At 66.0% G+C, this 26,281-nt stretch carries 29 protein-coding genes and 1 pseudogene; 16 read left to right on the plus strand and 14 right to left on the minus strand.

Going from position 1 to position 26,281, the window contains the following annotated elements:
- Positions 1 to 67: 67 nt before the first annotated feature.
- From ALTAJ2_RS03465 to ALTAJ2_RS03485, 6 genes are all read right to left on the minus strand, one after another.
- Complete coding sequence (locus tag ALTAJ2_RS03465) at positions 68 to 910, minus strand: polyprenyl synthetase family protein (protein WP_007110662.1); 843 nt, start codon at positions 908 to 910, stop codon at positions 68 to 70.
- Positions 911 to 967: 57 nt separating this feature from the next.
- On the minus strand, positions 968 to 3,520 hold the full coding sequence (locus ALTAJ2_RS03470) for a methyl-accepting chemotaxis protein (protein WP_007110661.1): 2,553 nt from the start codon (positions 3,518 to 3,520) through the stop codon (positions 968 to 970).
- A complete protein-coding gene (locus ALTAJ2_RS03475) occupies positions 3,520 to 4,788 on the minus strand; it encodes an ABC transporter substrate-binding protein (protein ID WP_007110660.1) in 1,269 nt (422 codons plus the stop codon). Before ALTAJ2_RS03475 ends, ALTAJ2_RS03470 begins: the two co-directional genes overlap by 1 nt.
- 109 nt (positions 4,789 to 4,897) lie before the next feature.
- Positions 4,898 to 5,032, minus strand: coding sequence for a hypothetical protein (locus tag ALTAJ2_RS20240; protein ID WP_275574377.1), 135 nt, complete (start codon positions 5,030 to 5,032; stop codon positions 4,898 to 4,900).
- 187 nt (positions 5,033 to 5,219) lie between these two features.
- Complete coding sequence (locus tag ALTAJ2_RS03480) at positions 5,220 to 6,176, minus strand: electron transfer flavoprotein subunit alpha/FixB family protein (protein ID WP_007110659.1); 957 nt, start codon at positions 6,174 to 6,176, stop codon at positions 5,220 to 5,222.
- A complete protein-coding gene (locus ALTAJ2_RS03485) occupies positions 6,173 to 6,964 on the minus strand; it encodes an electron transfer flavoprotein subunit beta/FixA family protein (protein WP_007110658.1) in 792 nt (263 codons plus the stop codon). The genes ALTAJ2_RS03480 and ALTAJ2_RS03485 overlap by 4 nt, the downstream gene beginning before the upstream one ends.
- A gap of 206 nt (positions 6,965 to 7,170) precedes the next feature.
- Here ALTAJ2_RS03485 and ALTAJ2_RS03490 point away from each other — a divergent pair, with 206 nt between their 5' ends.
- From ALTAJ2_RS03490 to ALTAJ2_RS20015, 7 genes and pseudogenes are all read left to right on the plus strand, one after another.
- Positions 7,171 to 7,653, plus strand: a complete 483-nt coding sequence (locus tag ALTAJ2_RS03490; protein WP_007110657.1) for a TRAM domain-containing protein — start codon at positions 7,171 to 7,173, stop codon at positions 7,651 to 7,653.
- A 122-nt stretch (positions 7,654 to 7,775) separates the two neighbouring features.
- On the plus strand, positions 7,776 to 8,768 hold the full coding sequence (locus tag ALTAJ2_RS03495; protein WP_007110656.1) for an MBL fold metallo-hydrolase: 993 nt from the start codon (positions 7,776 to 7,778) through the stop codon (positions 8,766 to 8,768).
- A 111-nt stretch (positions 8,769 to 8,879) separates the two neighbouring features.
- Positions 8,880 to 9,233: a hypothetical protein gene (locus ALTAJ2_RS03500; RefSeq protein ID WP_007110655.1), complete on the plus strand. Its 354-nt coding sequence runs from the start codon at positions 8,880 to 8,882 to the stop codon at positions 9,231 to 9,233.
- 126 nt (positions 9,234 to 9,359) lie between these two features.
- The gene (locus ALTAJ2_RS03505) at positions 9,360 to 9,818 is read left to right on the plus strand and encodes a Tfx family DNA-binding protein (RefSeq protein ID WP_007110654.1); all 459 of its coding nucleotides are present in this window, start codon (positions 9,360 to 9,362) and stop codon (positions 9,816 to 9,818) included.
- A gap of 162 nt (positions 9,819 to 9,980) precedes the next feature.
- Positions 9,981 to 10,766, plus strand: coding sequence for an SDR family oxidoreductase (locus tag ALTAJ2_RS03510; protein WP_007110653.1), 786 nt, complete (start codon positions 9,981 to 9,983; stop codon positions 10,764 to 10,766).
- 152 nt (positions 10,767 to 10,918) lie between these two features.
- On the plus strand, positions 10,919 to 11,890 hold the full coding sequence (locus ALTAJ2_RS03515; RefSeq protein ID WP_007110652.1) for a hypothetical protein: 972 nt from the start codon (positions 10,919 to 10,921) through the stop codon (positions 11,888 to 11,890).
- 255 nt (positions 11,891 to 12,145) lie between these two features.
- A pseudogene (locus ALTAJ2_RS20015) lies at positions 12,146 to 12,481 on the plus strand (IS6 family transposase); the annotation flags it as partial.
- A gap of 19 nt (positions 12,482 to 12,500) precedes the next feature.
- Here ALTAJ2_RS20015 and ALTAJ2_RS19090 read toward each other — a convergent pair.
- Together ALTAJ2_RS19090 and ubaA are read right to left on the minus strand one after the other, a co-directional pair.
- Positions 12,501 to 12,710, minus strand: coding sequence for a hypothetical protein (locus ALTAJ2_RS19090; RefSeq protein ID WP_144240205.1), 210 nt, complete (start codon positions 12,708 to 12,710; stop codon positions 12,501 to 12,503).
- 225 nt (positions 12,711 to 12,935) lie between these two features.
- Complete coding sequence (gene ubaA / locus ALTAJ2_RS03525) at positions 12,936 to 13,772, minus strand: SAMP-activating enzyme E1 (RefSeq protein ID WP_007110649.1); 837 nt, start codon at positions 13,770 to 13,772, stop codon at positions 12,936 to 12,938.
- A 181-nt stretch (positions 13,773 to 13,953) separates the two neighbouring features.
- Between ubaA and ALTAJ2_RS18460 the strand changes: the two genes are divergently transcribed.
- From ALTAJ2_RS18460 to ALTAJ2_RS03535, 4 genes are all read left to right on the plus strand, one after another.
- Entirely contained in the window at positions 13,954 to 14,139 is a 186-nt protein-coding gene (locus ALTAJ2_RS18460; RefSeq protein WP_081603398.1) for an HVO_0416 family zinc finger protein, read from the plus strand.
- Positions 14,140 to 14,288: 149 nt separating this feature from the next.
- A complete protein-coding gene (locus tag ALTAJ2_RS19555) occupies positions 14,289 to 14,447 on the plus strand; it encodes a DUF7563 family protein (protein ID WP_007110647.1) in 159 nt (52 codons plus the stop codon).
- Positions 14,448 to 14,510: 63 nt separating this feature from the next.
- A complete protein-coding gene (locus tag ALTAJ2_RS03530) occupies positions 14,511 to 16,388 on the plus strand; it encodes a UvrD-helicase domain-containing protein (protein ID WP_007110646.1) in 1,878 nt (625 codons plus the stop codon).
- Positions 16,385 to 17,533 carry a M24 family metallopeptidase gene (locus tag ALTAJ2_RS03535; protein ID WP_007110645.1) on the plus strand — a complete coding sequence of 383 codons (1,149 nt, stop codon included), beginning with the start codon at positions 16,385 to 16,387 and terminating at the stop codon, positions 17,531 to 17,533. The genes ALTAJ2_RS03530 and ALTAJ2_RS03535 overlap by 4 nt, the downstream gene beginning before the upstream one ends.
- Positions 17,534 to 17,538: 5 nt before the next feature.
- Here ALTAJ2_RS03535 and ALTAJ2_RS03540 read toward each other — a convergent pair whose 3' ends face one another.
- Positions 17,539 to 17,793 carry a DUF7533 family protein gene (locus ALTAJ2_RS03540; RefSeq protein ID WP_007110644.1) on the minus strand — a complete coding sequence of 85 codons (255 nt, stop codon included), beginning with the start codon at positions 17,791 to 17,793 and terminating at the stop codon, positions 17,539 to 17,541.
- A 114-nt stretch (positions 17,794 to 17,907) separates the two neighbouring features.
- On the opposite strand from ALTAJ2_RS03540, the gene ALTAJ2_RS03545 reads away from it, so the two are divergent.
- Positions 17,908 to 18,513 carry a riboflavin synthase gene (locus ALTAJ2_RS03545; RefSeq protein ID WP_007110643.1) on the plus strand — a complete coding sequence of 202 codons (606 nt, stop codon included), beginning with the start codon at positions 17,908 to 17,910 and terminating at the stop codon, positions 18,511 to 18,513.
- Positions 18,514 to 18,613: 100 nt separating this feature from the next.
- Here ALTAJ2_RS03545 and ALTAJ2_RS03550 read toward each other — a convergent pair whose 3' ends face one another.
- Positions 18,614 to 19,630, minus strand: coding sequence for a PrsW family intramembrane metalloprotease (locus tag ALTAJ2_RS03550; RefSeq protein ID WP_049900933.1), 1,017 nt, complete (start codon positions 19,628 to 19,630; stop codon positions 18,614 to 18,616).
- A gap of 240 nt (positions 19,631 to 19,870) precedes the next feature.
- Here ALTAJ2_RS03550 and ALTAJ2_RS03555 point away from each other — a divergent pair, with 240 nt between their 5' ends.
- Together ALTAJ2_RS03555 and ALTAJ2_RS03560 are read left to right on the plus strand one after the other, a co-directional pair.
- A complete protein-coding gene (locus ALTAJ2_RS03555; RefSeq protein WP_007110641.1) occupies positions 19,871 to 20,248 on the plus strand; it encodes a DUF7532 family protein in 378 nt (125 codons plus the stop codon).
- Positions 20,249 to 20,330: 82 nt separating this feature from the next.
- Positions 20,331 to 21,770, plus strand: coding sequence for a DUF402 domain-containing protein (locus ALTAJ2_RS03560; protein WP_049900930.1), 1,440 nt, complete (start codon positions 20,331 to 20,333; stop codon positions 21,768 to 21,770).
- Positions 21,771 to 21,815: 45 nt separating this feature from the next.
- Here the strand turns inward: ALTAJ2_RS03560 and ALTAJ2_RS03565 are convergent, their stop codons facing one another.
- The 3 genes from ALTAJ2_RS03565 to ALTAJ2_RS20020 all read right to left on the minus strand — a co-directional run bounded on the left by ALTAJ2_RS03565 (position 21,816) and on the right by ALTAJ2_RS20020 (position 24,241).
- A complete protein-coding gene (locus ALTAJ2_RS03565; protein ID WP_007110639.1) occupies positions 21,816 to 22,280 on the minus strand; it encodes an NUDIX hydrolase in 465 nt (154 codons plus the stop codon).
- A gap of 648 nt (positions 22,281 to 22,928) precedes the next feature.
- Complete coding sequence (locus tag ALTAJ2_RS03570) at positions 22,929 to 23,918, minus strand: bile acid:sodium symporter family protein (RefSeq protein WP_007110854.1); 990 nt, start codon at positions 23,916 to 23,918, stop codon at positions 22,929 to 22,931.
- A 176-nt stretch (positions 23,919 to 24,094) separates the two neighbouring features.
- Entirely contained in the window at positions 24,095 to 24,241 is a 147-nt protein-coding gene (locus tag ALTAJ2_RS20020; RefSeq protein ID WP_081603406.1) for a DUF7560 family zinc ribbon protein, read from the minus strand.
- A gap of 284 nt (positions 24,242 to 24,525) precedes the next feature.
- Here ALTAJ2_RS20020 and ALTAJ2_RS03575 point away from each other — a divergent pair, with 284 nt between their 5' ends.
- Positions 24,526 to 24,795 carry a hypothetical protein gene (locus tag ALTAJ2_RS03575; RefSeq protein ID WP_049901055.1) on the plus strand — a complete coding sequence of 90 codons (270 nt, stop codon included), beginning with the start codon at positions 24,526 to 24,528 and terminating at the stop codon, positions 24,793 to 24,795.
- Between the two features lie 34 nt (positions 24,796 to 24,829).
- Here ALTAJ2_RS03575 and ALTAJ2_RS03580 read toward each other — a convergent pair whose 3' ends face one another.
- Positions 24,830 to 25,885, minus strand: coding sequence for an aldo/keto reductase (locus ALTAJ2_RS03580; RefSeq protein WP_007110856.1), 1,056 nt, complete (start codon positions 25,883 to 25,885; stop codon positions 24,830 to 24,832).
- 124 nt (positions 25,886 to 26,009) lie between these two features.
- Between ALTAJ2_RS03580 and ALTAJ2_RS03585 the strand changes: the two genes are divergently transcribed.
- Complete coding sequence (locus ALTAJ2_RS03585; protein ID WP_007110857.1) at positions 26,010 to 26,225, plus strand: hypothetical protein; 216 nt, start codon at positions 26,010 to 26,012, stop codon at positions 26,223 to 26,225.
- The last annotated feature ends 56 nt before the right edge of the window (positions 26,226 to 26,281 follow it).

Below are 26,281 nucleotides of genomic sequence, written 5' to 3' on the forward strand. Positions count from 1 at the left end.
ACCGGAAACCGATCGGCAACAGCATCCGCTGATTGGGGCCGATCAGCCGGCCACCGTCGTCACATAGCTACCGTTCACGCTCGACGACGAATTCGGCGAGATCGAGGAGATACTGTCGTGCGTCGGGATCGGCGACCTCGACCCGATCCAGGGCGTCGATCGCCCGGTCGGCTTCCTGTCGGGCGCGGGCGTTCGCCTCGCCGGGCGTGAGATCCGTCACCTGAACGACCGACGGGCGCTCCAAGGCGGCGTCGTGGCCGGTCGGCTTGCCGAGCTCGTCGGGATCGGCGACGGCGTCTAAGACGTCGTCCCTGATCTGGAAGGCGACCCCGACCCGCTCGGCGTACTCGCCGAGCGCCTCGACGGTGACGGGATCGGAGTCGGCGGCGATCGCCCCGAGTTCGGCCGCGGCCCGGAACAGCGCACCGGTTTTTCGACGGGCCAACGTCATGTACTCGTCTTCGTTGGTGGGCTCGGCCGACAGTTCGGTCGCCTCGCCGACACCGAGTTCGACCATCGCTTCGGCGACGACGCGCGTCGCGTCCGGACTCGCGGAAAAGAGGGCGAACGCCTCGCCTAACAGTCCGTCGCTTGTAATGATCGCCGGCCCGTGGCCGAACTCGGCCCAGGCGCTGGTCGTTCCGCGTCGCAGTTCCGAGCGGTCGATGATGTCGTCGACGACGAGCGAGGCGCTGTGGACGAGTTCGATACCGACGCCGAACTCGACGGCGTCCTCGGCCCGCCCGCCGACCGTCTCACAGGCCAGCAGCGTTATCATCGGTCGGACGCGCTTGCCGCCCGAGAGCGCAACGTGGCGCAGTTCGTCGCTGAGCGTCTCGGGTTCGACCCCCTCGACTACCTCGACGAGACGCTCCTCGATCAGCGCCCGTCGGCGCTCCAGCAGTTCCATCACCCGCGCTTAGGACGGCGGTGAAAAGTACGTGACGGTTCGACCGTCGATTCGGACCTACTCGTCGTCGTCGAATCGATTGAAGGTGAACTCGTCGTCCGACGACCCGTCAGCGTCCGCGTCGTCGGCGTCCGACTCGGACCCGGTTTCCGTCTCGTCCGCTCCGCCTTCGCCGGCATCGCTTCCGTCTCCCGCGTCGGTCACGCCCCGCGTGGCCTCCGTCGATGCTCGGTTGCCGGGTTCGGACTCGGTTTCAGTCTCGGCCACCGCGTCGGGGTTCCCGTCACGGTGCTCAACTATGTCGTCGCCGTCGATGTCCGTCTCCTCGAACTCGAAGGACATCTCGTGGTCGGACTCGTACTCATCGATGGAGACGTCTTCCTCGCGGTCGGTTTCGAAGTGATCGAGCGTCTCGCTCAGGTGTGCCGCCTGATCGGCGAGCGAACTCGCGCTCTCGGACACTTCCGAGAGGGCGGAGGTCTGCTCTTCGGCAGCCGCCGCGACGCGCTGGGATTCTGCCGCGGTCGACTCGGAGATGTTCGTCGCCGACGAGACCATGGCGACGACTTCCTGCGTCGAGGCCGCCTGTTCCTCGGTCGCCGCGGAAATCTCCTGTACGCCGTCGTTGGTCCGATCGGCGTAGTGGGCGATCTCGTCGAGCGCCTCCGCGGCGTTTTCGACGGAGCCGACGTGTTCCGAGATCCGCTCTGCGGTGCGCTGGACCTCGGTCGCCGTTTCGCTCGTCTGTTCGTCGATCCGCTCTAATCGCTTTTCGATGTCCTCGGCGGTCGATTTCGTGTCCGCGGCCAACTCCTTGACCTGCGTGGCGACGGCACCGAACCCGGAGCCGTCCTCACCGCTGTCGCCCCGCGAGGCTTCGATGTTCGCGTTCAGGGCGAGCATGTTCGTTTCGCGGGCGACGTCGGAGATGAACTCGACGAGTTCGTCGACCTGCGCCATCTCCTCTTCGAGGTCCTGGATCGCATCGACGGCCTCGGTCGACTCCGATTCGATTACGTGCATTCCGTCGATCGCCTCCTGTGCCGCTTGGCGGCCGAGCCGTCCCGTTTCGGCCGTCTGCTCCGCGAGGTCGGCGACGTTGTTCGAGGAGGCTGCGATCTCCTCCGTCGTCGTCGACAGGTCGCTCATCTCCTGGTTGACCGACTGCAGGTTCTGGTTCTGGCGGTCCGCACCGTCCGAAATCGACTGAATCGAATCGGAAACCTGCTGTGATGCCGAGCGAACCTCCTCGGAACTGGCGGTCACCTGTTCGCTGGCCGCCGCCACCTCGTCGGCGAAGGCCTTGACGTTGGCCGTCGTCTCCTCGAGTTCCTCGAGCATCTCGTTGAACGCGACCGCGATGTCGGTCATCGCTTCGCTCTCGCTCTCGGGATCGAGCCGCTGGGTCAGGTCGCCGTCGGCACACTCGTCCATCACGCTGCTGAACTCCTCGGCTTTGGTCTCGAGGTGGCGGTTCATCGATTCGGTCTCCTCGCGGGCCGCTTCCGCCTCCCTGCGGGCGACCTCGGCCGCCTCGATCTGGTTTCGCAACGAGGTACGCATGCTGTCGAAGCCGTCGTACAGCCGGCCGATCTCGTCGACGCGGTTCGTCTCGAGATCGACGTCGAGGTTGCCCTCTTCCATCTCGGCCGTCCGGTCGCGGAGCCGAGTCAGCGGGACGACGGTCTGTCGCCCGAGGACGACGCCGACGGCACCGAGCGCGATGAGGCTCGCGAGTATCATCGTGATGACGTTGGTCCTGACGTCCTTCGCGACGCCGTAGGCTTGCTCCGCTGGGACGCTCGTGACGGCGACCCACTGGGTGTTACCCACGGGGACGTACGATCGGACGACATCACCGTCCTGGTTGAGCGTCATCCGACCGCCGAGGGCAGCCTCGATCGCCCCACTGTCGACCGCGTCGGCGTCGAACGACGCCGAGTCGGCCTTGAAGACGGTTGCACCGTCGCCGCCGATGATGGCCGTCGAGGCGGACGTGTTCTCCTCGTGGAGTTGGTCGACCTGATACTCGAGGGCGCCGACGATGACGACGGCCCGATCGTCGCGGTCGGTGACCGGACTGGCGAAGGCCATCACCTGATCCTCGAGGCTCGGCGACTTGTAGGCCGACTGGGAGTGCCAGACGGACTCGTCGAGTCCGAGGTTGTCGTCGAAGCCGTCCGTGGCCCACGGTTCCGCCATATCGGCGAACGACTTGCCGCGGTAGGACGCATCCGTGCTCGTGACGATCTCGTTGTTCTCAGTGTCGACGTAGTGGATGGCACGGACGTCGACGTCCATCCGAGCCTGCTCTTCGACGAGTTTGCCCTGGACCGCCTGCGGATCGCCCTCCCGAAGGACTGACGAATCGGACGCCGTTCGGGTCTGAACGCGCATCGACTCGACCCAGTTGCTGATCGTATCCGCGTGCGTTTCGGCAGTCGACTCGAGCTGTTCGTTCGAGTCCGTCCGGACCGTGTCGTTGATCTGGATATGGCTAACCGCCCCGACGCTCCCGATCACGAGCACGACCGCCAGGATCGAGACCACGAACTTCAGGAGGTACCGCCGCCTGATGAACGACGGAACCAGCGATGCGAGCGACACCATTATGGACTCACCCGTTCTATTTCGGCGATTCCGCCGGAAGCACTTTCGTCGAACTCCCAGTACTGGATGACGCCGTCGGTCACATCGCCGTTCTCGTCGAAGTTAACCGAGCCGGACGCCCCCTGATACGTGACGGCCTCGCCCTTGGCCGCGAGTTCGATTCCCTCCGCGAGATTGTCCGGGGTGATCTCCTTGCCGTCTCCGGTCGTGACAACCGGCATGGCGCTGCCGATCGCCTGGCCGTCGTTTTGCCCGGCGTAGGCGTTCGCGAGCAGCAAGACGGCGCTCGCGTCGTACGACTGGGGCGTGAAGGCCCCCGGTTCGGTGTCGTACTTGCTCTTGAATAGCTCCGTGAACGTCTGATTACCCGGCCCGTTGACCAGCGGTGCGGTGCCGCGGATGCCGTCGAGCGAGTAGTCGATCTCGTCGTGGAGGCTCCCCTCCTGCATCCCGTCGGTAACGAGGATATCCTCCGGAGCGTCGGCACCGAGGTCAGTGAGTACCTGGCCGCCGGTCTTCGGATAGCCGATCACGAGCAACAGATCTGGATCGTCCGTTCTGGCTCGCTCGATGGCCGCGTCGTAGGAACTCGAGTCGCCTTTCAGCGGGACCTGCGACGTGACCGTGCCGCCGTGTGTCCGCTGGAACGACCGCGTGAACGCCTGGGCCAACTGCCACCCGTAGTCGTTGTTCTCGTAGAGGATTCCGGCGCTGTCGTGGCCGAGGTCGTTCGCCGCCTTCTGGGCCAGGACGAGCGCCTGCAGCCGGTCCGACAGTGCGGTCCGGAAGACGAGCCCGGCGTCGTTGAGCGACGTGATCGTCGGCGACGTCGCGCTGGGCGAACAGCAGACGGTCCGGTACGGAATGAGCACCTGCTGGGTCGCCTGCAGCGTCACGTCGGCCGCCGCCGGACCGTTGACCATCGGGTACCCCTCGTTGGCGAGCGTGAAAGCACTTTGAACGCCCGCTGACGGGGACGTTTCCGTGTCGACGACGCTGGAATCGATGTCGAGCGATACGTCGTCCCGTACCTGTTTGATCGGGAGTTCCGCGGCGTTTCGCATCGGTTTCCCGAGCGACTCGAGACGGCCGGTCAGGGGTTGCATGATACCGAGTTTGAGCGTCCGGTCGGTACCACCAACGTCGGTCCCGGACTCGGCATCGTTCGAGTCGAGTCCGGGTACCGAACTGAGACAGCCGGCAAGGCCGCCGAGACCAGCGGTACAGAGACCAGACAGTAGTGTTCGTCGGTTCGATCGACTGGGCATACCTCCGCATCCAACTCATAGCATATAACTGTACTGTCTGCCAAACCGAAACGGTTAGCTGAGTATCAATAGAACGGCGATATCACCGATCGAGAACCCGGAATCGCCGTCAGTAGCCGACCGTGCCACCCTCGAGCGGGAACTGATCGTGTGGCGTGAGCCATCCGACGCCGAGAACGCGTTGCAGAAAGCGGGCGCACAGCACCACAATTGCGATCCCGATCCAAACGGCTGCTCGTTTCACCGCGCGCGCAGCGCCGTGATTCCGTTCGGCCGGAACGCTATCGCTTCCCCGTTGTGCTCGTCGGAGAATGCCGGCACGACGTGCAACCGCCTGTTTCCGCTCGAGTCGCTCACCCGGTTCGCGACCGTTCGCACAAAAATCCGGACGGAAAAGCCGCTCCCCCTCGGTTCGATCGCGGTTCGCCCGCTTATCCGTCGAACTCGTCGATGAGTTCCGGCACGACGTCGAAGAGGTCGTCGACGATCGCGTAGTCGGCGATGTCCATGATCGGCGCGTTGGGGTCCGTGTTGATCGCGACGATCGTGTCGGAACCTTTCATGCCGGCGACGTGCTGGACCGCGCCGGAGATCCCGATCGCGATATAGACGTCGGGCGTAACGACTTTCCCGGACTGGCCGACCTGCCGGTTCTTGGGCAGCCAGCCGTTGTCGACGATCGGACGGGACGAGGACAGCGTCGCGCCGAGCGCGTCCGCCAGATCGCGGATCAGATCGAGGTTCTCTTCCTCCTCGATCCCGCGGCCGACCGAGACGAGTAGGTCGGCTTCGCTGATATCGACATCGCCGCCACCGACTTCCTCGAAGCCGTTGACGGTCGATCCGATCGCGTCCTCGTCGATGTCCGCGTCGAAGGCCTCGATCGTGGCGTCGCCGGTCCCCTCCGCGGCGGGCCACTCGGCACCGCGGATCGTGATCACGGCGTCGCCCTCGAGTTCGGTCGTCGTCTCGACTTTCCCGCCGTACATTTCCCGCGTCGCGACGAGCGTCTCGCCGTCGTTGTCGAGGTCGACCGTGTCGGTGACGACCGGCAGGTCGAGTTCGTTGGCGATCGCGGGCGCGTAGTCGAGCCCGTTGACGCTGTTCGGCGTCAGCACGTACTGCGGTGCGAGTTCGTCGTAGAGCTGTGTGATTGCCTGACTGTAGACGTCGTGGTTGAACTCCTCACCGTGGGAGACGGTGTGGATCGTGTCGACGCCGTCGCGGTTGAGTTTGGCGGCGAAGTCGTCGACGGTGCCGCTGATGACCGCGATGTGGAGGTCGCCGCCGGTTTCGTCGGCGAGCTGACGGCCGGCCGTAATACTCTCGTAGCTGACGTCGCGCAGTTCGCCGCGTCGGTGGTCCGCGACCGCGAGGACGTCCGTCATTGTGCCACCCCCTTGTCGCGGAGCAGGTCACCCAGCTCCGAGGCGGTCTCGTCGGGGCTCCCCTCCCAGAAGGTCGCGTCGCTCTCGCTTTCGGGCTCGTACATGTCCGTGAGCTCGAGTTCGGTCTCGATGTCGCTCTCGTCGACGCCGATGTCGGCCAGCGTCTGGACGTCCAGCGGTTTCTGCTGTGCCTGCCGGATGCCACGGAGGCTGGCGTAGCGCGGCTCGTTGATCCCCGTCTGGATCGTCAGGACGGCCGGCAGCTCGATGTCGGTCAGCTCCTCGACGCCGCCCTCGAGTTCGCGTCGGACCGAAGCGAGTCCGTCCTCGAAGTCGTGCTCGAGGTGGTTGACGACGGCTCCCCACTGGAAGCCGAGGTTCTCGGCGACCGAGACGCCGGTCGCGCCGAAGCTGTCGTCGCCGGCCTGGACGCCGGAGAGCACGAGGTCGGGGTCTTCCGCCTCGACGACGGCACTGAGGATCTCCGTCTTGGCGTTGACGTCGAGCAGGTCGACGTCCTCGAGGGCGTCGTCCCAGACGCGAACGGCACGGTCCGCGCCCTTGGCGAGGGCCTGCCGGACGGTCTGTTCACAGTCTTCCGGACCGATGGTGACCGTTACGACTTCGTCGGCGATGCCGTCTTCCTGAAGCTGCACTGCCTCTTCGATCGCGTAGTCGTCCCACTCGTTGAGATCGGCACCGAGGTACTGCTCGGCGATTTCGGTTCCCTCGATTTCGAACTCGTCTTCGACGGTCGCCACCTCTTTGACCGTAACGAGAATTTTCATCGTCTGTCACTGCGACGCCCATACCGTAAATCTTTTCGAAACCGCCCGTCGCGTGGAAGCCGTTCAGTTTCCAGCCTTCGCATATTCTGCCGCTTCCGTTATATTTGCTGTCCGCTTCTCCGACGTTTGCTACCACCGTTTCGTTCGATCGTGGCCTCGATCCCCAAGACGGAAACGGTTTAACGCCACCGCTGGTAGTGGCGATCATGGCAGACTGTCCACTCGCCGACGACTGCCCGGAGTTCTCCGAACGGATCTCGGGTATGGGGTGTCAGCACTACGGTGATCGGGGTGGCAAGGAGTGGTGTAACCACTACGGCCAGCCGATCGAGGATCTCAAGACACAGCCGGTCAAGTCCGGCGAGGAAGTCATCATCGATGTCGTCGACATGCACGAGAGCGGGGCCGGCGTCGGACGCACCGAGGACGGCTTTATCGTCATGGTCGACGGCGTCCTGCCGGAGGCCCGTGCACGAGTCGAGATCACGCGGGTCCACAGCAACCATGCACGCGCCGAGGAACTGGAACTCCTGCCGATGGAGCCCGACGACGGTGAAGAGGCGGACGGAGACGAGGACGCCGACGCGGATGCTGACGGCGATGCCGTCGCCGAAGGGCAAATGAACGACGGCGACGACGGTCCCGAACGCGAGCGACTCGGCAGCCGCGATAACTTCTGGGGCTCGTAACGCGGCCCCCGAGTGGACAGATCGCGCGCCCCTGCGACCGTTTTCGGCGGTGGCGGACCGTCCCCGCTTCACAGCGTGCCGCTTTACACAACGTTTTCTCGGCTCCAGTGAGACGTGGGGGCATGGAACGCATTTCGCTCTCGAACTCGGCGTTCGAAGGCGACAACAACGCCTACCTCTTCGCCGACGGCTCGGAGACGGTACTGATCGATACCGGTGACTGGATGGCGACGACCCGCGAGCAACTCGAGGCGGCCTTCTCCGACCGCGGCCTCGAGTTCGCCGACATCGATCGGATCTTTCTGACCCACTGGCACCACGACCACTGCGGGCTGGCCGGCGAGATTCAGGCCGAGAGCGGTGCCGAGGTGTTCGTTCACGCCGCCGACGCGCCGCTCGTCGCCGGCGACGACGACGCCTGGGATGCGATGTACGAGCGCCAGAAGCAGTACTTCGTGGAGTGGGGAATGCCCGACGATCGGCAAGCGGCCCTGCTCGAGTTCATGGCCGACGGCGAGACGACGGTCGAGACGCCGACCGTGACGGCGTTCGAGGACGGCGACACGTTCCCGGTCGATGACACCGAACTCGAGGTCGTTCATACGTCCGGCCACGCCGCCGGCCTCAGCATGTTCGAGGCGGACCGCGACGGCGAACGGGTGGTCTTCTCCGGCGACGCGCTGTTGCCCGTCTACACGCCCAACGTCGGCGGGGCGGACGTACGCGTCGAGCGACCGCTCGCCAAGTACCTCCGCGCGCTTCAGCGGATCGTCGACGCCGACTACGCCCGTGCGTGGCCGGGGCATCGCGATCCGATCGACGATCCCGCCGACCGCGCCAAGCACATCATCGAGCACCACAAGGAACGCTCCTGGCGGGTCCTCGACGCCCTCGACCGGAAGGGTCCCTGCGACACCTGGACGGTCAGCGCCGACCTGTTCGGCGAACTCGACGGGATTCACGTCCTCCACGGGCCCGGCGAGTCCTACGCGCACCTGGAACACCTCGAGCGAGCGGGGACCGTCGTTCGCGAGGGCACCGAGTATCGACTCGCGGACGGCGTTGCGGAGGAACTGGCCGCGACCGACGGGGAACGCTGGGACCTCGAGTACTGACGTACGATGCGTCGCTCCGGGCCGTTCGATCCGGGTTCGCAGTCCGATCACCGCCGAGACACGATCCGATACCGAGAAGTATTTACTCACCTCCGAGTTAGGAAGTCCACGATGTGGCAAGACCTGATATTCCTCGCCGGTAGCGTCCTCTCGATCGTGTTCCTCGCGCCGACGGTCCGCGACGCGACGGCGAACGTTCCCCTCGGCTCGAGCGTCCCGTCGATGACGATCGGCGCGATTTACGCGATGACCTACGCGACGATGGGCATGCGGTTCTCGGCGCTCGGTTCCCTCGGCGTCGCGACGATGTGGTCGCTGATCGTTTCCTACCGCTCGCCCGGCCCCCACGACGGCCCCGCGAACGCCGTTCGCTTCGTGCGTTCGCTGGGCCGACGGGTACACCGGTCCGTGACCGGGACGCCGACCGACGACGAGTACGTCGCACCGAGCCAGTCGGCCGACTGAGTTGCCGCGCGCTCGCGCTCGAGGGCGCGGACTGAGAGTGCCGAGACCGGGGAAGCTTTGATCCCGCCGAAAGCTAGGTCTCACTATGGACACGCGAGCCTGTGGAGTCGGGGGAGGCGAGTCGCCGTGATCGACGACGTCGAGGCGCTCCTCGAAGAGATCGGCTTCGATCCGGAGACGAGCGTGTTGACCTACCGACAGGCGGAGGTACTCGCCTTGCGCGAGCGCGATGTCTCCCAGGCGGATATCGCCGATGCGCTCGGTACCTCGCGGGCGAACGTCTCCTCGATCGAATCCAGCGCCCGCGAGAACGTCTCGAAGGCCCGCGAGACGGTCGCGTTCGCGGAGGCGCTGCGCGCACCGGTACGGGTCCGCGTCTCGGCCGGCACCGACCTCTACGACGTTCCTCAGATGGTCTACGACGCCTGTGACGAGGCGGGCGTCAAGGTCGATCACACCGCGCCGGACCTGATGAAGATCGTCAGCGACGCCGCGGGGTCGGCGGTCACCGGCCGACAGGTGTCGACGCCCCTGATCGTCGGCGTGACCTCGGCGGGCATGGTTCGGGTCCGACATCAGGACTGAGCAGGGCACACCCAAAGGGGCGGCATCGGTGGTGCAACCCGACTGCCCATCCGATTTCGAACAGCCCCGCGACGAAGACGACGGCGGGAGTCGATGGCGATCCGACCTGGATCGCGCTCCGGTTCCCCGAGTGATTTGTAGGCCCCCACCGTCGCTCCGAGTATGGACCTCGAACTCGCCGGTAACAGCGCACTGGTCACTGCCTCCTCGAGCGGCCTCGGGTTCGCGAGCGCACAGGCCCTCGCCGAGGAAGGCGCGAACGTCGCGATCTGTGGCCGCGATGCGACGCGACTCGCGGACGCCCGCGATGCCCTCGAAGCGACGGCGACGGGCGACGTACTCGCCGTCCAAACCGACCTCACCGATCCCGACGACGTCTCCCATCTCGTCGGCGAAACCGTCGACGCCTTCGGCGGACTCGATCACCTGGTCACCTCCTCGGGCGGGCCGCCGAGTACCACGTTCCTCGAGACCGACGAGCGGGACTGGTACCGGGCCTACGACCTGCTGGTGATGAGCGTCGTCTGGACGCTCGAGGAAACCTACGAACACCTGCTCGACTCGGAGGACGGGACGATCACCTGCATCACCTCTCGCACCGTTCGGGAAGTCGCTGACGGCCTGCTCCTCTCGAACGCCGTGCGCCGGGGCGTGATCGGTCTCGTCAAGACGGTGTCGCGCGAGTTCGCGCCGGAGATCCGTGCCAACGCGGTCCTTCCGGGGACGATCGAGACGCCCCGAATCGAGGAACTCATCGACGCCGGCGTCGAGCGCGGGACCTACGACGACTACGAGGAGGGACTGACGGCGATGGCCGACGACATTCCGATGGACCGCATCGGCGAGCCCCGGGAACTCGGTGACGTCGTCGCCTTCCTCTCGAGTCCGCACGCGAGTTTCGTTACCGGGGCCGAGATTCCGATCGACGGCGGGCTGTTGCGGAGCTGACCCGATCGCGGCGGTAACCGTGACCGCGGACGGGAGCTGTGACCGCAGCCGTCGTCTCAGTCGCTGCTAGCGCCGCCGTCACCACTCCGATCGAACGGCCGGCTCGGATTTCGAATCGAAATGTTCTCGGTCACCCTCGGACGAGTGCGGGTGTGTACGGTTCGGTTCAGCTTGCCGGCTATCTCGCGTTGCTGGCGACGCCCGCCGCGTTGCTCCTCGGTGCCGTTCGTGCGCCGACCGATCCCCCGTCCGGGCTGTTGAGCGTCCAGTTCGGGGTCGTTCTCGCGGGGACCGTCGTCGCTGCGACGGAACGCCGGCGTCTCCGGGAGTTCGAGGCGGTGGGCTTCGATCGGACGGACGCCGTCGACGCGCTTGCGGTCGCCGCCGCTGCGGTCGGCACGTATTGGCTGAGCGTCTCGGTCGGCCTCGGCCCGGTGCTGGCTTCCGCGGCCGTCGGACTGACGGTCGGCCTCACGATTCGACACGTCGACGGCGCGGCCTACTGCGGCTCGTTCGTCGGCATGGCCTCGCCGGCGCTGTTCCCGTCGCTCGAGTGGGTCGCGCTGGCGGGGCTGCTCGCCGGCCTCGCGTTCGTCGCGACGGCGGAATCGTTCGGCGGTTTCGGCGGGAAGTACGGGACGATCGCGCTCTTCGGCTGCATCGCGACGGCGACGCTGACCGACGTCGACTACGCCGGCGGGGGATCGCTCGCATGGCGGCTCGCCCCGGTGATCGTCGCCGTCGCCGTCGTCGCTGCGGTCGCGACGATCGGACTCCGCACCCACGGGGGGCTGAGTTCGGTCGTCGCCTCCGCGGCGGTCGGGGTCGTCGCCGGCGTCGCGTTCCCGCCGCTGCTCCCGGAACTGGGGGCGACGCTGGCCACCGTCGCCTTCTGTGCGTCGTTCGTCGGGATGTCGAGCGGTGAGCGGTTAGAAAGCACAGGGCACGTCGCGGGTGCCGGACTCCTCTGTGGCGTCGTTTTTCTCGCCGTCTCGCCTGCGCTCGCCGGCGCGGGTGGCAAACTCGGCACGACCGCGTTCGTCTCCTGTCTCGCCGTCGCCGGCGCGCAGGAACTGCACGCCGTCGTCCGCTCGCGGGGCCGCCGCTTCCCCCCGAACCGTTGACCGCCGGCTCCCATCGCGGTCGTCGCCGGAGACACCTCGAGCGCGCTGACGGCACCGACGATGTGCTGTTTTCGTTCGATGACGGCAAGCGCACGTTCTCGGCCGAATACGTCAACTTCGAAGACCCACCGTTCCGCGGTTTCAACATCGCCGGGACGCTCCCGGGCGATGTCCACGGACAGGATGTGGCCGACGCCGTCTCGCTCGGGGCGACCGACGTGAGCAGTGATTTCATTGTCCTCGAGAGTGGGGCCGACGACGCTGCTGCTCGGTACAGTCGTCTCAGAACGGCGAGGAACGGACCCAGCCGCCGAGCTTCTCGGAGACGACGTTTCTTGTGGACGGGGTAAGGTATTTGACCGCGCTCGTGCGGTGCAATCTATGCGATTACCTCGACTACGTCGACCGGAATTTGATCGAAAAGTGGTTCCAAACGCTTGCGATGCGGATCGAGCGATTTCATCAGACGTGGATAGGCGGCAGAGCCAGCGCCCGCGCTGGCTCACCGCCTTCGTCTACTACTATAATTTCCAGCGACCAAACCAGGCGCTCAACAACCGGACGCCTGCCGAGGAGGTGCAGAATCGTTGACTAGACAGTGCCCTGGTCCCTAACGCAGAGCAACCCATACCAGAGAAACCAACGAAATTAGCCCAGATGCTGCCCCAGTGAAGAATATGAGCGTTTCCCAAAAATCATCCACACTTAATATGCCATCAATACCTTGGACATGAATTGATGAAGCCATAATAAAGATTGAAAATACGAGCAAGAATACAGCCATTTTCGGGTCTTTCGTCAATCCATTTTCAATTTCCATTGGTTATTTTTTAATGTAGGTGAGCATAAGTATTTTGCGGTACGGTGGTCTCAGTAGATTACTGAGGTTCGATTCCTCCGCCGTCTTTGTAACGCTCGCCCATATCGCTCGTAGTAATGGCGACCACGATGCCCTCGCCCTCATCGTTACCGCCCTGCGTATTCGCGTCGGCGAGCTGTCCCCAGCGCGCAGCCAGCGTCTCGAGACCGGTCGTCTCACCGCCGCTCAGTCGGCCGAGATCCCGCAGGTCCCCTCGTAGGCCACGTCGCCGACGGATTCGATCTCGGGATCGTCGCCGCATACGGGACACGACGGGTTCGGCCGTATGGGAACCTCCTCGAAGCTCATGTCCATCGCGTCGTACATGAGGAGTCGCCCCTCGAGCAGGTCCCCCTTCCCGAGCAGGTACTTGACCGCCTCCGTGGCCTGGATACAGCCGACGGTTCCGGGGAGGACGCCCAGTACCCCCGTCGTCGCGCAGTCGGGGACGGTGCCGGGCTCGGGCGCTTCGGGGAAGACACACCGGTAACACGGCCGCGGCTCGTCGCCGCCGCGCTCGTTCGTAAAGGACGTCAGCTGGCCCTCGAAGCGGTAGATCGCGCCGTGGAACAGCGGCGTCTCGGTGAGGACGCAGTGATCGTTGAGCAGGTAGCGGGTGGCGAAGTTGTCGCTGGCATCGAGGACGATGTCGTACCCGGCGACGAGGTCGGCGACGGTGTCGGCCGTAACGCGGGTGTCGTGTGTGTCGACGTCGAGATCCGGGTTCAGGGCCGCGACGTAGTCGGCTGCGCTCTCGACTTTCGGCCGGCCGACGTCGGCGTCGCCGTGGACGATCTGTCGTTGCAGGTTCGAGCGCTCGACGACGTCGTCGTCGACGATTCCCAACTGGCCGACGCCGGCCGCGGCGAGGTACTGGATCGCCGGCGAGCCGAGGCCACCCGCGCCGACGACCAGGACGGCGCTCTCGAGCAGCCGTTGCTGGCCGTCCGGACCGATCTCGTCCATGATGACGTGTCTCGAGTAGCGGTCGAGTTGGGTCGCGTTCAGGCGCAGGTCGCTCATATCATCCCGTTTGCGCGAGAGCGAGAAAAGTCCGCGGGTCGAACCGTCGGTGGACGGGCTCGCCGGGGCGATACGGCGGCAGAACGGTACCGTGACCGTCGGAAGGACACGTGAGTGCGGAAAGGAGGCAGGATCTTCATCGACCCAACGATTTAATACTGTGGTTCGTGTTCACATACATATGGCAACCTCACCCACGGATGCCGGTGACGACGTCATCGATCAATTCCTGTCCGATCGCGGTCACTCGGTCGAACGAGTAGGGTGGGAGCAGGAGTATAACAAGAAGCAGTGCCCCGATTGCGGCGGCCTCCACGATACGTCGGCCAGTTCCTGTACCGTCTGCGGGTGGGAGCCCGCGCCCTGACCGACAGCGACCGGACGCTCCTCTCGGCCGCCGAAACCTCGTTTTCCGCTCCGCATTGGGCGATTTCTCAGCGTCCTCGAGCAGTTATTATCGTTCTTGATCCGACACAATTATAATGCATTACTGACCATATCCGACTGAGAAGAACGATGCCGGAATGCCAGAACTGCGGCGCGTTCGTTACGGACGCGTACGCCCGGGTCTTCACCCCCCGCGATGTCGACGAACCGCGCGTTTGTCCGGACTGCCAGGACAAGATTCGCGACGGCGCGAACATCAGAGACGCCCGCTCTCCACGCGATCCCTGACCACTGGTTTCTGTCGACGAAAACCCACGTCACTTATGGGTGTCGCGCTCCTGTTCAGCTACAATGACTACGACGGACACGACGGTTACCCGCCTGTTCGGTGGTCCGGGAAGCGGCAAGACGACTGCCCTTCTGGACCACGTCGAGGAAATCCTCGAGCAGGACGGCGTCACCTTTCGGGATATTCTCGTCGTCTCGTATACGCGAGCGGCGGCCCAGGAGGTGCGGGAACGCCTCGCCGAACGACTCGATGAAAGCCCGCGTGCGCTGCAGGGCAACGTCTGTACGATGCACGCGAAGGCCTACGAGCTGCTCGATCTCTCTCGAAGCGACGTCATCGGCGAGTCGGACAAAGAGGAGTTCTGCGAGGAGTACGGCATCGAGTACGAGGACGAGTACTCGGGTGCTGGCCGCCGGACCGCCCGATCGACGACCATCGGTAACAAGGTCATCGCGACGAGCCAGTGGCTCCAGCGGACCAGCCGCGATGTTTCGGACTGGTACGACGTTCCCTTCCAGTGGGACGAAGAGGAGGTCCGTCTCCCGCCGGAAATCGACCCCAACGCCCAGGAGGGCAACAAGTACACGCCGACCTGGCCCAGCGACGACGACCGGATCGACGTCCCCGAAGCTATCCGTGCGTGGCGTTCTTACAAGGGTGAGCACGGCAAGATCGGCTTCGCGGACATGCTCGAGCGAGTCGAGCAGCGCTCGCTGCTCCCGAACGTCGACTACCTGGTGATCGACGAGTTTCAGGACATCACCACGCTCCAGTACGACGTCTACGAGGAGTGGAAACCCCACATGGAACAGGTCCTGATCGCCGGCGACGACGACCAGGTCGTCTACTCCTGGCAAGGTGCCGACCCGGCGCTGCTCCTCGACGAGGAGGTCGACGAGGACGTCATCCTGCCGAACTCCTATCGGCTCCCGTCGAACGTGCTCAACGCGGTCAACAAGGAGATCCGCCACATCGACCAGCGTCAGGACAAGGACCTCAAGCCCCGCACCGAAGGCGGCTCCGTCGAGGCTCGCACGAACGGATCGATGCTCGACGTAGTCCGGATGGTCCGGCGCACCCTCGTCGAGGGCGACGGCACCGTGATGGTGTTGTTCCGGGCCCGATACCAGATGTTCCAGTTCATCGACGAGTTCATCACCGAGGGCGTTCCGTTCACGTCGCTGACCGACCAGCGGATGTGGACCGATCGACTCACGCAGTACGTCCGCGCGGTCGAGGCCATCGACGCCGGCGAGGACGTCACCGGCCTGCAGGCTCGCCGACTCGCCGACATGCTGCAGGAGTCGGCCTTCGGGACCGAGGAACGCGACGATCTCTTCGACGAGATCGACGAACGACAGGAGGACGCGGGCATCGAGGACCTCGAGGATCTCATGATCCCCGCCGAGGTCGTCGAGGACCACGCCCCGTTCATGCCCGGTCCCGATTCGGCGGCCGACATGCTTCGGAAAGTCACCAACTTCCAGAAGAAAAGCGTCCGGTCGTACTTCGCCATCGGCGAGTATCAGGGGATGGATACCGACCGCGTCCGCGTCGGCACGATCCACTCCGCGAAGGGTCGCGAAGCCGACCACGTCCTCGTCGGGACGGACCTCACCGAAAAGGTCGTCGAGCAGATGGTCGCCACCGTCGACGACCCCGAGGACGTGCCCGGCTGCGAGGAGTTCACCAAGACCACCTCGCCGGTTCCGGTGTTGACCGACAACGAACGTCGGGTGTTCTACGTCGGCATGTCCCGGGCTCGCGAACGACTCGTCTTGCTCGAGAACCTCGTCGACGGCGCACCGACGCTGCCGATCGACGTCCTGCTCAGGAACCAGTTGACCGACTCCACGCTCGAGGAACTGATCGAGCAGGCCCAGGAACCCGTCCCCGACGCGGAGGCAGACGAGGTCGAGCCCGAAGCCGAAGCGCCGTGACTGGTAGGAACGACGACGGGACCGACCGAGCCGGCGACGGGTCGGCCGCCCGTGAGCGACGCGACCACGCGGCCGGGGTCGTGTCGGCCGCCCTCGCGGACCGCGATGCGACCGCGTTCGTCCACGCCGGGACCGACCGCGAGCCGGGGATTCGATACGCTTGTCCGACGCCGACGACCGGCCCTACCGCGATCGCGTACGACGGGATCGAAAACGAGTGGCTCGTCCGATCGGCGGCCGACGACGCGAGCGGGCATCCCGCCGAGCGACTCGCGTCGGCACTCGCCGACCGCGGTCTCGAGGGCACGGTTGTGACCCCGCCGCGGGTCCCACACGACGCCGCACTCTATCTCGAAGGGGCGGGGTTCGACCTCGCGTCGACGGACGCCCTCGAGCGGGCGCGAGCGACGAAGACGGACGGCGAACGGGCGCGGATCGCGGCCGCCCAGCGGGCGGCGAGTGCCGGGATTCGGCGAGCGGCGTCGCTCCTCGCCGACGCGACGGTCGTCGACGGACGACTCGCGGTCGCCGATGGAGACGGGACCGGGAGCGAGCCGCTGACGCCCGCCCGACTTCGGACCGCCATCGACGCGGCGATCGTCGGCGCGGGTGCGTTTCCGGCCGGTAACACCGCCGTCGATCCCGGGTCCGATGCAGGGACCGACGATCCCCTCCGGCCGGGCGAGCCGATCGTTCTCGAGGCCGCTCCTCGCGACCCGGCGGGCTACTACGGCGGCCTCGTTCGGACGCTCGTCGTCGACGGCGACGGCGGCCGCGAACGTCGGGTCCACGTCGCCGTCACCCAGTCGTTCCGGTCGGCGCGGTCGATGCTGACCGCCGGGACGGAGTCGGTGACCGCCGTCGCGGCCGATCTCGAGGCGGAGGTCCGATCGTTCGGCTTCACCGAGGGGGACGCGATCGAAACCGACGTCTCGGGCGTCGGGCTCGAGCCCCGCGAGCGGCCGCTCGCGGGCGGCAGCGACGTCGGCCCCGGAACCGTGGTGCGACTCGACGTGGCCGGGCACGTCGACGCGGACGTTCGGGTCCGGATCGCCGACGTACTGGCGGTCCACGAGGCCGGCGAACGACCCGACTGGCTCGCCGCGCCGTCGCAATCGCTCGAGCCGACCGCACTGCTCGACTAACGGCGCTATCCGTCGTCGTCCGGCTCTGATTCCGGCTCTTTCGCGACCGTGCCGACGACCCGTTTTGCCAGGAGTTCGGGAACGTCGGTGGGCATGGTCAGCGTGTGCTGGATGACGACGAGTCCGATCGCGAGTCCGACGAGCGCCATGCCGAACGCCGTCTGTCCGCGAACGAGCGCGAGGTCGAGCCCGGCGATCGCCGCGGGGAGCGCGAGAACGAGGGTACCCGCGAGTTTGATCGTATCGATAATACCGGCCATTGGACCGAGATAGCGCGGCGACCGGTAAAAACGCGGCGGCGTGTCGGCCTGAGTCGAGCCGCTGCCGGAGCCGGACCCGGAACGGCTTTGCCTCGTCGCGCGTCAGGTTCGGATATGTTCACGGGGATCGTCGAGGAGACCGGCGAGATCGTCGCTCGAGAGCGAACCGATGACGGCCTCCGGCTGCGGATCGGAGCCGACGAGGTCGCGACGGGGCTCGCACACGGCCAGAGTATCAGCGTCAGCGGCGCGTGTCTCACGGTCGAGCAGTTCGCCGAGGACGAGTGGTTCGAGGTGTTTCTCGCGACGGAGACCGTCGAGCGGACCTATCTGGGCGACCTCGATCCGGGTGCGTCGGTCAACCTCGAGCGGGCGATGCCGGCCGACGGCCGGTTCGACGGCCACGTCGTGCAGGGCCACGTCGACGCGGTCGCCACCGTGACGAACGTCGAATCGGTCGCGGAAGACTGGTTCTTCGAGTTCGAATTGCCCGCGACGTACGACCGGTACGTCGTCGAGAAGGGCTCGATCACGCTCGACGGGATCAGCCTGACTGTCGCGGAACTGGACGCGGAGCGCGGCCGGGTCACCGTCGCCATCGTTCCGACGACCTACGAACTGACGACGCTCGCCGACACGGAGCCCGGCGATCCGGTTCATCTCGAGGTCGACGTGCTCGCGAAGTACGTCGAACGGCTGCTCGAGGCCCGGTTCGACTGACGGCCGGGGGCTCTTTCCTGCGATGTCGGCCGTGGGTCGTCGACCGACTGGCGGATCGTGGCATCTGCATCGGCCTCGAGTCGAGACCGGAACGGGACGGTCAGCGCTGTGGCGGTTCGAACTCGGTCAGCTCCGGTCGCACGCCGCCGTCGGCACCGCTCGTAACCGTCTGATAGGTCCGGCGGTACCGAGCGAGCTTGCGGTAGAGATAGTAACCGATCGTGAGGTCGTATAACACCACGTAGCTCACGAACGCCAGTCCGTAGCCGAGCGGGAGGAACTCGGTGAGGATGTCGGGCACGATGCCGACCGTGACGTTGTACGTCCCGTGGACGAAGGCGGCGACGAGCAGTCCCTTGAGGACGATCGGCCAGAAGTAGTCGCGGTTGAACTTCGCCAGCCCGAGGTAGTAGCCCGCGATCGCGGAATAGATGACGTGGCCGGGGCCGGCCAGGGCGCGAACCGTCGCGATGCCGCCGGCAGTGACGACGATACCCGCCTCCGGATCGGCTTCACCGACGACGCGGCCGATGTAGATCGCGTTCTCGATGGCCGCAAAGCCAAGTCCTGCGACGGCACCGTAGACCGCTCCGTCGATGACCGCGTTGAAGCTGGTGCTCCGGTAGGCGAACACCTGGACGGCGAGCAGCTTGACCGTCTCCTCGATCGGACCGACGATCAGGTAGAAAAAGAGGACGCCGCTGCCGATCCCGAGCACCGCCTGACTGAGTGAGTTGACGACGGCGGCGAACGTCGCGAAGAGCACACCGAGCAGAAAGGTCGCGACGAGCAGCGGGAGCGGTTCGCTCGTCGTGATATCGGCGTACCAGATGTACGCTGCGAGCAGTCCCGCGGGGACGACGGACAGCGCGAAGAAGAGTCCGATGAACGGGTCCTCGAGGACGAGCGCGGCGGGGGAGACGAGCAGGGAGAGCGTGATCGCGACCGCGGTCAACAGGACGATCGCCCGAAACCCGTAGCTGACCGCGGTGTAAAGCGTGTACGCGAGCAGATCCGGTATCGATCGGGGTTCCCACGTGGAGATATCGTAGAGGTCCATCGACCCGCCGTCGCGTCGCTCCTCGGCTCGTTCGACCGGGTCACGCCTTCGCTGCATGGCCGTGTGTAGAGCCGCCGGCCCGGTATAGGTTCGGCAACCGGCGATGAGATCGGGACGACGCGTCTCGCTCGGCGACGACGCATCGATCGGCCGCTCTCGGTATCGATCGGACGGTCGACAGCGCGCGACCGCGGATCGGTCGAGTGACCTGCCGCGATACGCCGTTCTCCGCAAACGGCGTGTGGGACCCGACGCGGACTCGGAATTATCAAAGGCCTCCCGCCCCAACCGGCGGACATGCACTTCGACCAGCGAACGCAGCAGGCGCTTCGCGACGTCGGCCTCGAGATCGACGACCTCCGGGCCGCCTCCGAGGCGGTCGTCGACGCCGTCGCCGCGGACGCGGCGGCGCTCGAGGCCTTCTTTGACGAGCACGACACCGTCTACTCCGACATGGAGATGGCACACTCGAGTGCGGCATATCCCGAACACGAGGTCGACTACGCCGACATCACGACCCACGCCGACGAGATGCGCGGCTGGCTCCGATTCGAGACGTGGGGCGTGCCCGTCGAGGGCGGTCGCATCCTGGGGGAGGACTCCGTCGAACTCTCGCTCGGACCGACGATCGACGACCGCGTTCGGTTCGCGGCCGACCGCGAAACGCTGCGGTGAGTCCCATGTGTGAACGAGGACTCGGCGCGTTCGAGCGGTCCCTACATCGACGGACGGCGTGTACACCCGCAGGGAGGGATCGATGACGACGGCTCGAGTCCGCGGCATCTACACGACGGCAGTCACCCACCTCCTGAGCAAGGCCGACTGCGAGGTCGTCCAGGCCTCCGAGCCGATCCGGGAGCGGTTCGAGCAGTCGTTCGACGCCGCGCCGGCCGCCGTCTCGATCGAGACGACCCGGGATCGGCTGGGCGTCGAGGTCTCGGGCGACCCCGACGCGGTCGAGACGGTCGCGGGCGAACTCGAGGAACTCGCCATCGACACCTTCCGTTGGGACGACGATACCCCCCGCGGGGCGGTCTTCGACGCGGCGGTGCTCGAGGCCGGCGGCGGTAGCGGTGCGGTCGTCGACCTCGGTGACGGCCGCCGTGGCTACCTCAACTACGACGACGCCGACGGGTACGTCGACGGCGGCGACCGGTATCGCGTTCAGGTTCACGAGCCCGCCCCGCCGTGGGGCGACGACCGCCCGCTCGTGCGGCCGACCCTCGAAGTCGGAGGCGGGCTCTGTACCCTTTCCCGGGCCCGGACCGGCGTCTCGGCGGCGATGGGCGGCGACCGCGCGGAGGAACTCGTCGGCATGACCGACCTCCTGTCCGCCGACGTTCCGGACGGATGGGGGCTGCGCTGGCAACGCGCCGCCGCCGACGTGGATCTCGAGGCGATGGGCACCGCCCTCGAAGACGCCGCGACACGAGCGCGGGCGCTCGAGGACGCCCTCGCCGATACACCGGCCGAGCCGGGCGAGCCAGGGCTGCTCGCCGCACCCCGGACGACGGCGTGGTGCTGGTTCGGCCGCGACGCTCGGTTCGCGCTGGACGGCGCTCGACGGCAGGTGGCGGCGACCATGCCGGGCCACCACCGGACGAAGGCGGCCGATCGGGCCGCGAGCGCGGCGGTCGACTTCGCCGAGGCCGTCTGTGGCTCCCTCGGGGACGACACCGGCGTCGAGGGCGACGAGTTCCCCTTCGCCGCGGTCGCGCGTCAGTTCGGCCCGACCAGGGGCGACCGCCTCGAGATCGGCCACGGCAAACCCGACGGCCGACTCGTCTCGCTGGGCCGCGGCGAGGTCACCGACTGGGACCCCGACGGGAAGGTAACCCTCGAGCGCGCCATGAGCGCGGGCGGCAGCTACGACGCGCTCGGCGTGCCAAAAGAGGCGGGCGACGTGGCCGTGACGAAGTTCCGCGAGGGGCGCTGGTGGTATCCGACGACGTACAAAGCCGCCGACGGCACGCCGAAGGGGACCTACGTCAACGTCTGTACGCCGATCGAGCTGTTCCCCGATACCGTACGGTACGTCGATCTCTATGTCGACGTCATCCGGCGGAGCGACGGGACGGTCGAGATCGTCGACGCCGACGAGCTCGAGGCCGCGGTCGACGACGAACTGGTCGCCGAGGACCTGGCCGAGAAAGCGATGGACGTGGCGGCGGCCGTCGAGCGCGCGCTCTCGAAATAGGGTCCGTCCCACGTCCGTTCGGAACGTCGGGAGAGCCACACACGGTCAGTCGGCGGCGCTCGCGACCGCGTCGGGACCGGGAGCGGTCGGGAGCAGACCGACGTATTCGCCGAGATCGAGTGCGAACTCGCCGTCCTCGACGGCCGTCGGCTGAAGCCAGCGGAACTCGAACTCGGCACCGTGTTCCTCGCCGCCGTCAGTGACGACGTGATGCCAGTGGTCGCGTGGTTCGTACACTGTCGCGTGGAAGAAGTGGCGCACGTACCGCTTTGGCGGCTCCTCGCGGCGCGTCCAGATATCGGTCGTCAGGTGTTGCGTCCCGTTCAACGTTCCGAGGCCGCTCTCCTCGCGGACCTCCCTGAACAGCGCTTCCTGCGGTGATTCGCCCGTCTCGAGCGTTCCCTTCGGGATCTGTAACTCGTCGTGTCCCGGCCCCTCGAAAACCAGTAGCTCGCCCGTTCCGCGAGTGATGTACGCACACGCCTTCCGGATGTACGTTACGTCGCTCATGCTGTCCAGTAACACACCATTCTACGGTAAAACGCTGTCATAGGGGTGATTGAATGAGTTTGACATCCTCCTCCGGGTAAACGCGGAGGAATCCCGAGCGGTAGGAGTTTCAGGTTCGCAGTCCAGTCACCGGACTCCCAGTCCTTTCGGGCACGGGTAGTCCCACACATCGAACTGGTGGACTGCTGGCGGTGCCAAACCGCCGTTACCCCTCTCCTCGACCGTGTGTGGCGTCCCGGTGTTGTTTTTGCCAGCGGGACGCCGGCAGGTGTCAGCAGAGTCGGGGGTATCGTGGTGCTCGCTTTGAACAGTCAGCACAGACACACTCTTCTGGAAAGTGCGTTCACCGACTGCCGTTCCGGATACTGCCTCGTTTCGTGGGCGGACAGGCCGCCTCCGAAGGACGGTTCGGAATCCGATCCGTTCCGACCGATTCCTCCTCGACAGTCGGTCGCCTGCCACTTAACCAGCACCATGGGTAACTCGGGGGTGGCGTTTGAACGGTGAGTTGTTACGACAAGTGACGGCTCGTATCCACGCCGTGAACGGCGTGGTATTGCGCCTGTTCAGCCTATAAGGGTATTGTGTGATCGAGTCGATCACCCATGACTCGCGAGCGAGTCAGTCGGTTCCGCGCCCTCGAGCGGGTCAATTCGAGGCGACAGTCGGTTCCTCGTCCCCGATGGACGCGTCGCCGTCGAGTCGGGTAAACAGGGTCGCGAGCGCCGGCCCGGAGACGTTGTGCCAGACGCTAAAGAGCGCCGGGATCAGCGCGGCGCTCGGACTGAAATAGGTCGTCGCCAACGCGACGGCGAGCCCGCTGTTCTGGAGGCCGACCTCGAACGCACACGCCCGTGCCCGGTCTTCGGCCATGTTCGCCGCGTGCCCGACAGCGTAGCCGGCCCCCAGACCGAGCCCGTTGTGGACGACGACTGCGAGGAAGACGAGGGCGCTCGCGCCGAGGATCGTCTCGACGCTGAGTCCCACGACGGCCGCGACGATGGCGACGATCGCGATCACGCTGATCGCGGGGAAGATCGACAGCCCCAGCTGCGCGACCGCCGGCGCGTACGCGTCGAGCAGATGGCGCAAGACGAGACCGACGACGACCGGGAGCAAAACGACCTGGACGATCGAGGTTGCCATCGTGGCGAACGTGATGGTAATCGACTCGCCCGCGAGCAGGACGATCCACGCCGGCATCACGAGCGGCGCGGCGATCGTCGTCACCGACGTGATCGATACCGACAGCGCGACGTCGCCGCGACCGAGATAGGTCATCACGTTCGACGCGGTTCCGCCCGGCGCTGCGCCGACGAGGATCAATCCGAGGCCGATCTCCGCCGGCAGCTCCAGAACGGTGACGAGGACGTATGCGATCGTCGGCATCAGAAGCCACTGCCCCAGCGCTCCGATGAAGACGTCCCGCGGGCGCTCGAGGATGCGACGGAAGTCATCGGGAGTCAGCGTCAGTCCCATCCCGAGCATGATGATGCCCAGCAGCGGCGTGATGTAGGGTTCGATCCAGATGAACGACTCGGGCGAGTACAGTGCCAGCGGGGAGACGACCAGGATCCAGACGACGAAGTACTTGCTCGTCACCGCGCCGATCCGTTCTACCGATCGCTGTACGGTCATGCAACCGTCACCACAATGTGAGACACACTCGGCCGTCTGTGAGTGTCACACATCAATACAACGACTTCAGCGTGCGCTCGCGTCCGCTTCGCTCCACGCGAACGGGTCCGATCGGCGACCGACGGAAGACGGTGGGCATTCGAGCGGCGAGTACGGAACCGCGTGGGACGTCCGTCCTAACAACGGGACCTGGTCGCAAAGTTGTCTTCGGCTACCGCCCGCCCGCAAACCGGGCAGCCGTTCGCCAGCGTCGCCTCGCGCATCGGATCGGTCACCGGGATCTTCCGATGACAGTCGGGACAGGTAAATTCGTACGGTGTCATGGGTCTGGATGGTGTTCGTCGATTAGACGTTCGGTCCGTATTCGGATAGGATGCTGACCCAGATATGGAGGGACGTATATAGGCAGGACGCCGGCGACCGCTCTCGCTCGCTTGCCCCGTCCCGAGCACCGGCGCTCGCGGTTGCCCCTCGAGACGACGCTGTCCGCCCGATCGCAACGGACGGGCCGCACCGTTCGGCCGGCGGATGCGATCCTCGTTGCGGTGCTCGGGACACATCACAAACAGGCTACATGGTTATGATGTGGGCGGTGCTAGCAGTACTGATGAGCACGTTAAACGAGGAGATGTCCGACGTTCGGTCGGAGGTCGACGACGTGCGAGAGCGGCTCAGAGCGGACGTTCCGGAGCTCTTCGAGTTCGCCGTCACGGTCGGCAACATCACGTACAACGCCAATAGCAACAGCGTCTCCGTCACAGTCGAACCGAGTTCGCAGGCGCGAGCGCAACTCTCGGACCGGCTCGGAGGTGTGAACGTGAAAACGGACGGGACACTGGAGTTCGAATTTAGGCTCTCGGAATCGACGTCCGACTAGACCGAGGCGGCCGGTCCCCGCTCGAGGCGGGCGATCAGTCGGCCGCGAGTTTGTCCAGGCCGGCCGACTCGATGTCCGCGCCGTCGACCGAAGAGCGCAGCGCGTCCATACCGTCGTCGCGGTCGATGTCGAAGTCGGCCTCGTACAGCTCCGCAACGCGGGTCATCTCCTCGTCAGTGAGTTTCGGCACGTCGCTGGCAGCCGCCCACTCGTCGATGTCCGCCTTCGTGCGGAACGTCGGCGTTACGGTCGCGACCGGCTCGTGACTGAGGAGCCACGCGATCGACGCCTGGCCCATCGTCCGTTCGCCGTCGCGTTCCAGGAAGCGCAGTTGCTCGAGTTTCTCCCAGCCGGTCTCGTACCACTCGTCGGGGCGGAACCCGCGGTGGTCGCCCTCGTCGAGTTCGGTCTCGGGAGTGACCTGCTCGTTTAAGATCCCCGAAGAGTGGGGCACGCGGGGGATCAGACTCGTCGACGAACTGGTCCGCTCGATCGTCTCGAGGAAGTGGTCGCCGACCTCCTGCTCGAGGACGTTCCAGACGAGTTGGACGGAGTCGAACTCCTCTTCGATCGCGAGGTCACCTTCAGCGAGCCAGCCGATCGAGGGGCCGAGCGCGAGGCCGGTGGCGTCGATCAGGCCCTCCTCCTCGAGTTCGTCGAGCAGTTCGAGCACGTCGGGCGTGATCTCGTCGACGTCCGCGTTGTGGAGTTGGAGGACGTCGACGGAGTCGAGGTCGAGGCGCTCGAGGCTCTTGTCGACGGCGTCGCGAAGGTACGCCGGCTCGATCGATTTGGGGAGTTCGCCGTGGCCGGCCTGGGGGTTGTCGTAGAAGTCGTAGCCGACTTTCGTCGCGATCGTGACCTCGTCGCGGACCTCGGCGAGCGCCTCGCCGACCAGTTCCTCGCTGTTGCCGTGCCCGTAGACGTCACCCGTGTCGAAGTAGGTGATCCCCTGCTCGACGGCGTACTGGAGCATCTCGATCGCGTCGTCGTCCGAGCGGTCGCCCCACCAGTCGGTGCCGACGGTCCACGCGCCGAACCCGACTTCGCTGACCTCGACGCCCGAGTCGCCCAGTTCGCTGTAGTGCATGTTCGGCCCTTCGTAGCGGGGGAACTTATGGTGAACGGAACGCCCGAGCGGTCGCTCCGAACGGGTTCGGGTCGCCGGCCCCTCGAGCCGAACCATTCTTGCCCCGTGATTGACAAATAGGGGTATGGACGACTCCCGCATCCGGGCCCGGGATTCCAGCCGGCTCCTGCTGGCGATCCTCCTCGCTCTCGTCCCGCTCGGACTCGTCGTCGTGCGGTATCTCGAGTTCCCCGGGGACCGCGTCACGGTCGGCGCGGTCGTAGGCGGCGGTTTGCTGGTGATCGGCGCGCTCGCGCTGCCCGCGTTGCTGCTCTCGGAGTGGCAGTCCGACCGGGAGTGACCCCGCCGACATCCGGTGCGGTCCGCGGTCCTCGCCCGCACCGAACCACCCGCACT

Source organism: Natrinema altunense (assembly GCF_000731985.1).
GTDB lineage: Archaea > Halobacteriota > Halobacteria > Halobacteriales > Natrialbaceae > Natrinema > Natrinema altunense.

Coding starts and splice junctions, on each gene's coding strand:
- ALTAJ2_RS03465 (WP_007110662.1), bottom strand. CDS start 910: ATGGAACTGCTGGAGCGCCGACGGGCGCTGATCGAGGAGCGTCTCGTC.
- ALTAJ2_RS03470 (WP_007110661.1), bottom strand. CDS start 3,520: ATGGTGTCGCTCGCATCGCTGGTTCCGTCGTTCATCAGGCGGCGGTAC.
- ALTAJ2_RS03475 (WP_007110660.1), bottom strand. CDS start 4,788: ATGCCCAGTCGATCGAACCGACGAACACTACTGTCTGGTCTCTGTACC.
- ALTAJ2_RS03480 (WP_007110659.1), bottom strand. CDS start 6,176: ATGACGGACGTCCTCGCGGTCGCGGACCACCGACGCGGCGAACTGCGC.
- ALTAJ2_RS03485 (WP_007110658.1), bottom strand. CDS start 6,964: ATGAAAATTCTCGTTACGGTCAAAGAGGTGGCGACCGTCGAAGACGAG.
- ALTAJ2_RS03490 (WP_007110657.1), top strand. CDS start 7,171: ATGGCAGACTGTCCACTCGCCGACGACTGCCCGGAGTTCTCCGAACGG.
- ALTAJ2_RS03495 (WP_007110656.1), top strand. CDS start 7,776: ATGGAACGCATTTCGCTCTCGAACTCGGCGTTCGAAGGCGACAACAAC.
- ALTAJ2_RS03500 (WP_007110655.1), top strand. CDS start 8,880: ATGTGGCAAGACCTGATATTCCTCGCCGGTAGCGTCCTCTCGATCGTG.
- ALTAJ2_RS03510 (WP_007110653.1), top strand. CDS start 9,981: ATGGACCTCGAACTCGCCGGTAACAGCGCACTGGTCACTGCCTCCTCG.
- ALTAJ2_RS19090 (WP_144240205.1), bottom strand. CDS start 12,710: ATGGAAATTGAAAATGGATTGACGAAAGACCCGAAAATGGCTGTATTC.
- ubaA (WP_007110649.1), bottom strand. CDS start 13,772: ATGAGCGACCTGCGCCTGAACGCGACCCAACTCGACCGCTACTCGAGA.
- ALTAJ2_RS18460 (WP_081603398.1), top strand. CDS start 13,954: ATGGCAACCTCACCCACGGATGCCGGTGACGACGTCATCGATCAATTC.
- ALTAJ2_RS19555 (WP_007110647.1), top strand. CDS start 14,289: ATGCCGGAATGCCAGAACTGCGGCGCGTTCGTTACGGACGCGTACGCC.
- ALTAJ2_RS03530 (WP_007110646.1), top strand. CDS start 14,511: ATGACTACGACGGACACGACGGTTACCCGCCTGTTCGGTGGTCCGGGA.
- ALTAJ2_RS03540 (WP_007110644.1), bottom strand. CDS start 17,793: ATGGCCGGTATTATCGATACGATCAAACTCGCGGGTACCCTCGTTCTC.
- ALTAJ2_RS03545 (WP_007110643.1), top strand. CDS start 17,908: ATGTTCACGGGGATCGTCGAGGAGACCGGCGAGATCGTCGCTCGAGAG.
- ALTAJ2_RS03550 (WP_049900933.1), bottom strand. CDS start 19,630: ATGCAGCGAAGGCGTGACCCGGTCGAACGAGCCGAGGAGCGACGCGAC.
- ALTAJ2_RS03555 (WP_007110641.1), top strand. CDS start 19,871: ATGCACTTCGACCAGCGAACGCAGCAGGCGCTTCGCGACGTCGGCCTC.
- ALTAJ2_RS03560 (WP_049900930.1), top strand. CDS start 20,331: ATGACGACGGCTCGAGTCCGCGGCATCTACACGACGGCAGTCACCCAC.
- ALTAJ2_RS03565 (WP_007110639.1), bottom strand. CDS start 22,280: ATGAGCGACGTAACGTACATCCGGAAGGCGTGTGCGTACATCACTCGC.
- ALTAJ2_RS03570 (WP_007110854.1), bottom strand. CDS start 23,918: ATGACCGTACAGCGATCGGTAGAACGGATCGGCGCGGTGACGAGCAAG.
- ALTAJ2_RS20020 (WP_081603406.1), bottom strand. CDS start 24,241: ATGACACCGTACGAATTTACCTGTCCCGACTGTCATCGGAAGATCCCG.
- ALTAJ2_RS03575 (WP_049901055.1), top strand. CDS start 24,526: ATGAGCACGTTAAACGAGGAGATGTCCGACGTTCGGTCGGAGGTCGAC.
- ALTAJ2_RS03580 (WP_007110856.1), bottom strand. CDS start 25,885: ATGCACTACAGCGAACTGGGCGACTCGGGCGTCGAGGTCAGCGAAGTC.
- ALTAJ2_RS03585 (WP_007110857.1), top strand. CDS start 26,010: ATGGACGACTCCCGCATCCGGGCCCGGGATTCCAGCCGGCTCCTGCTG.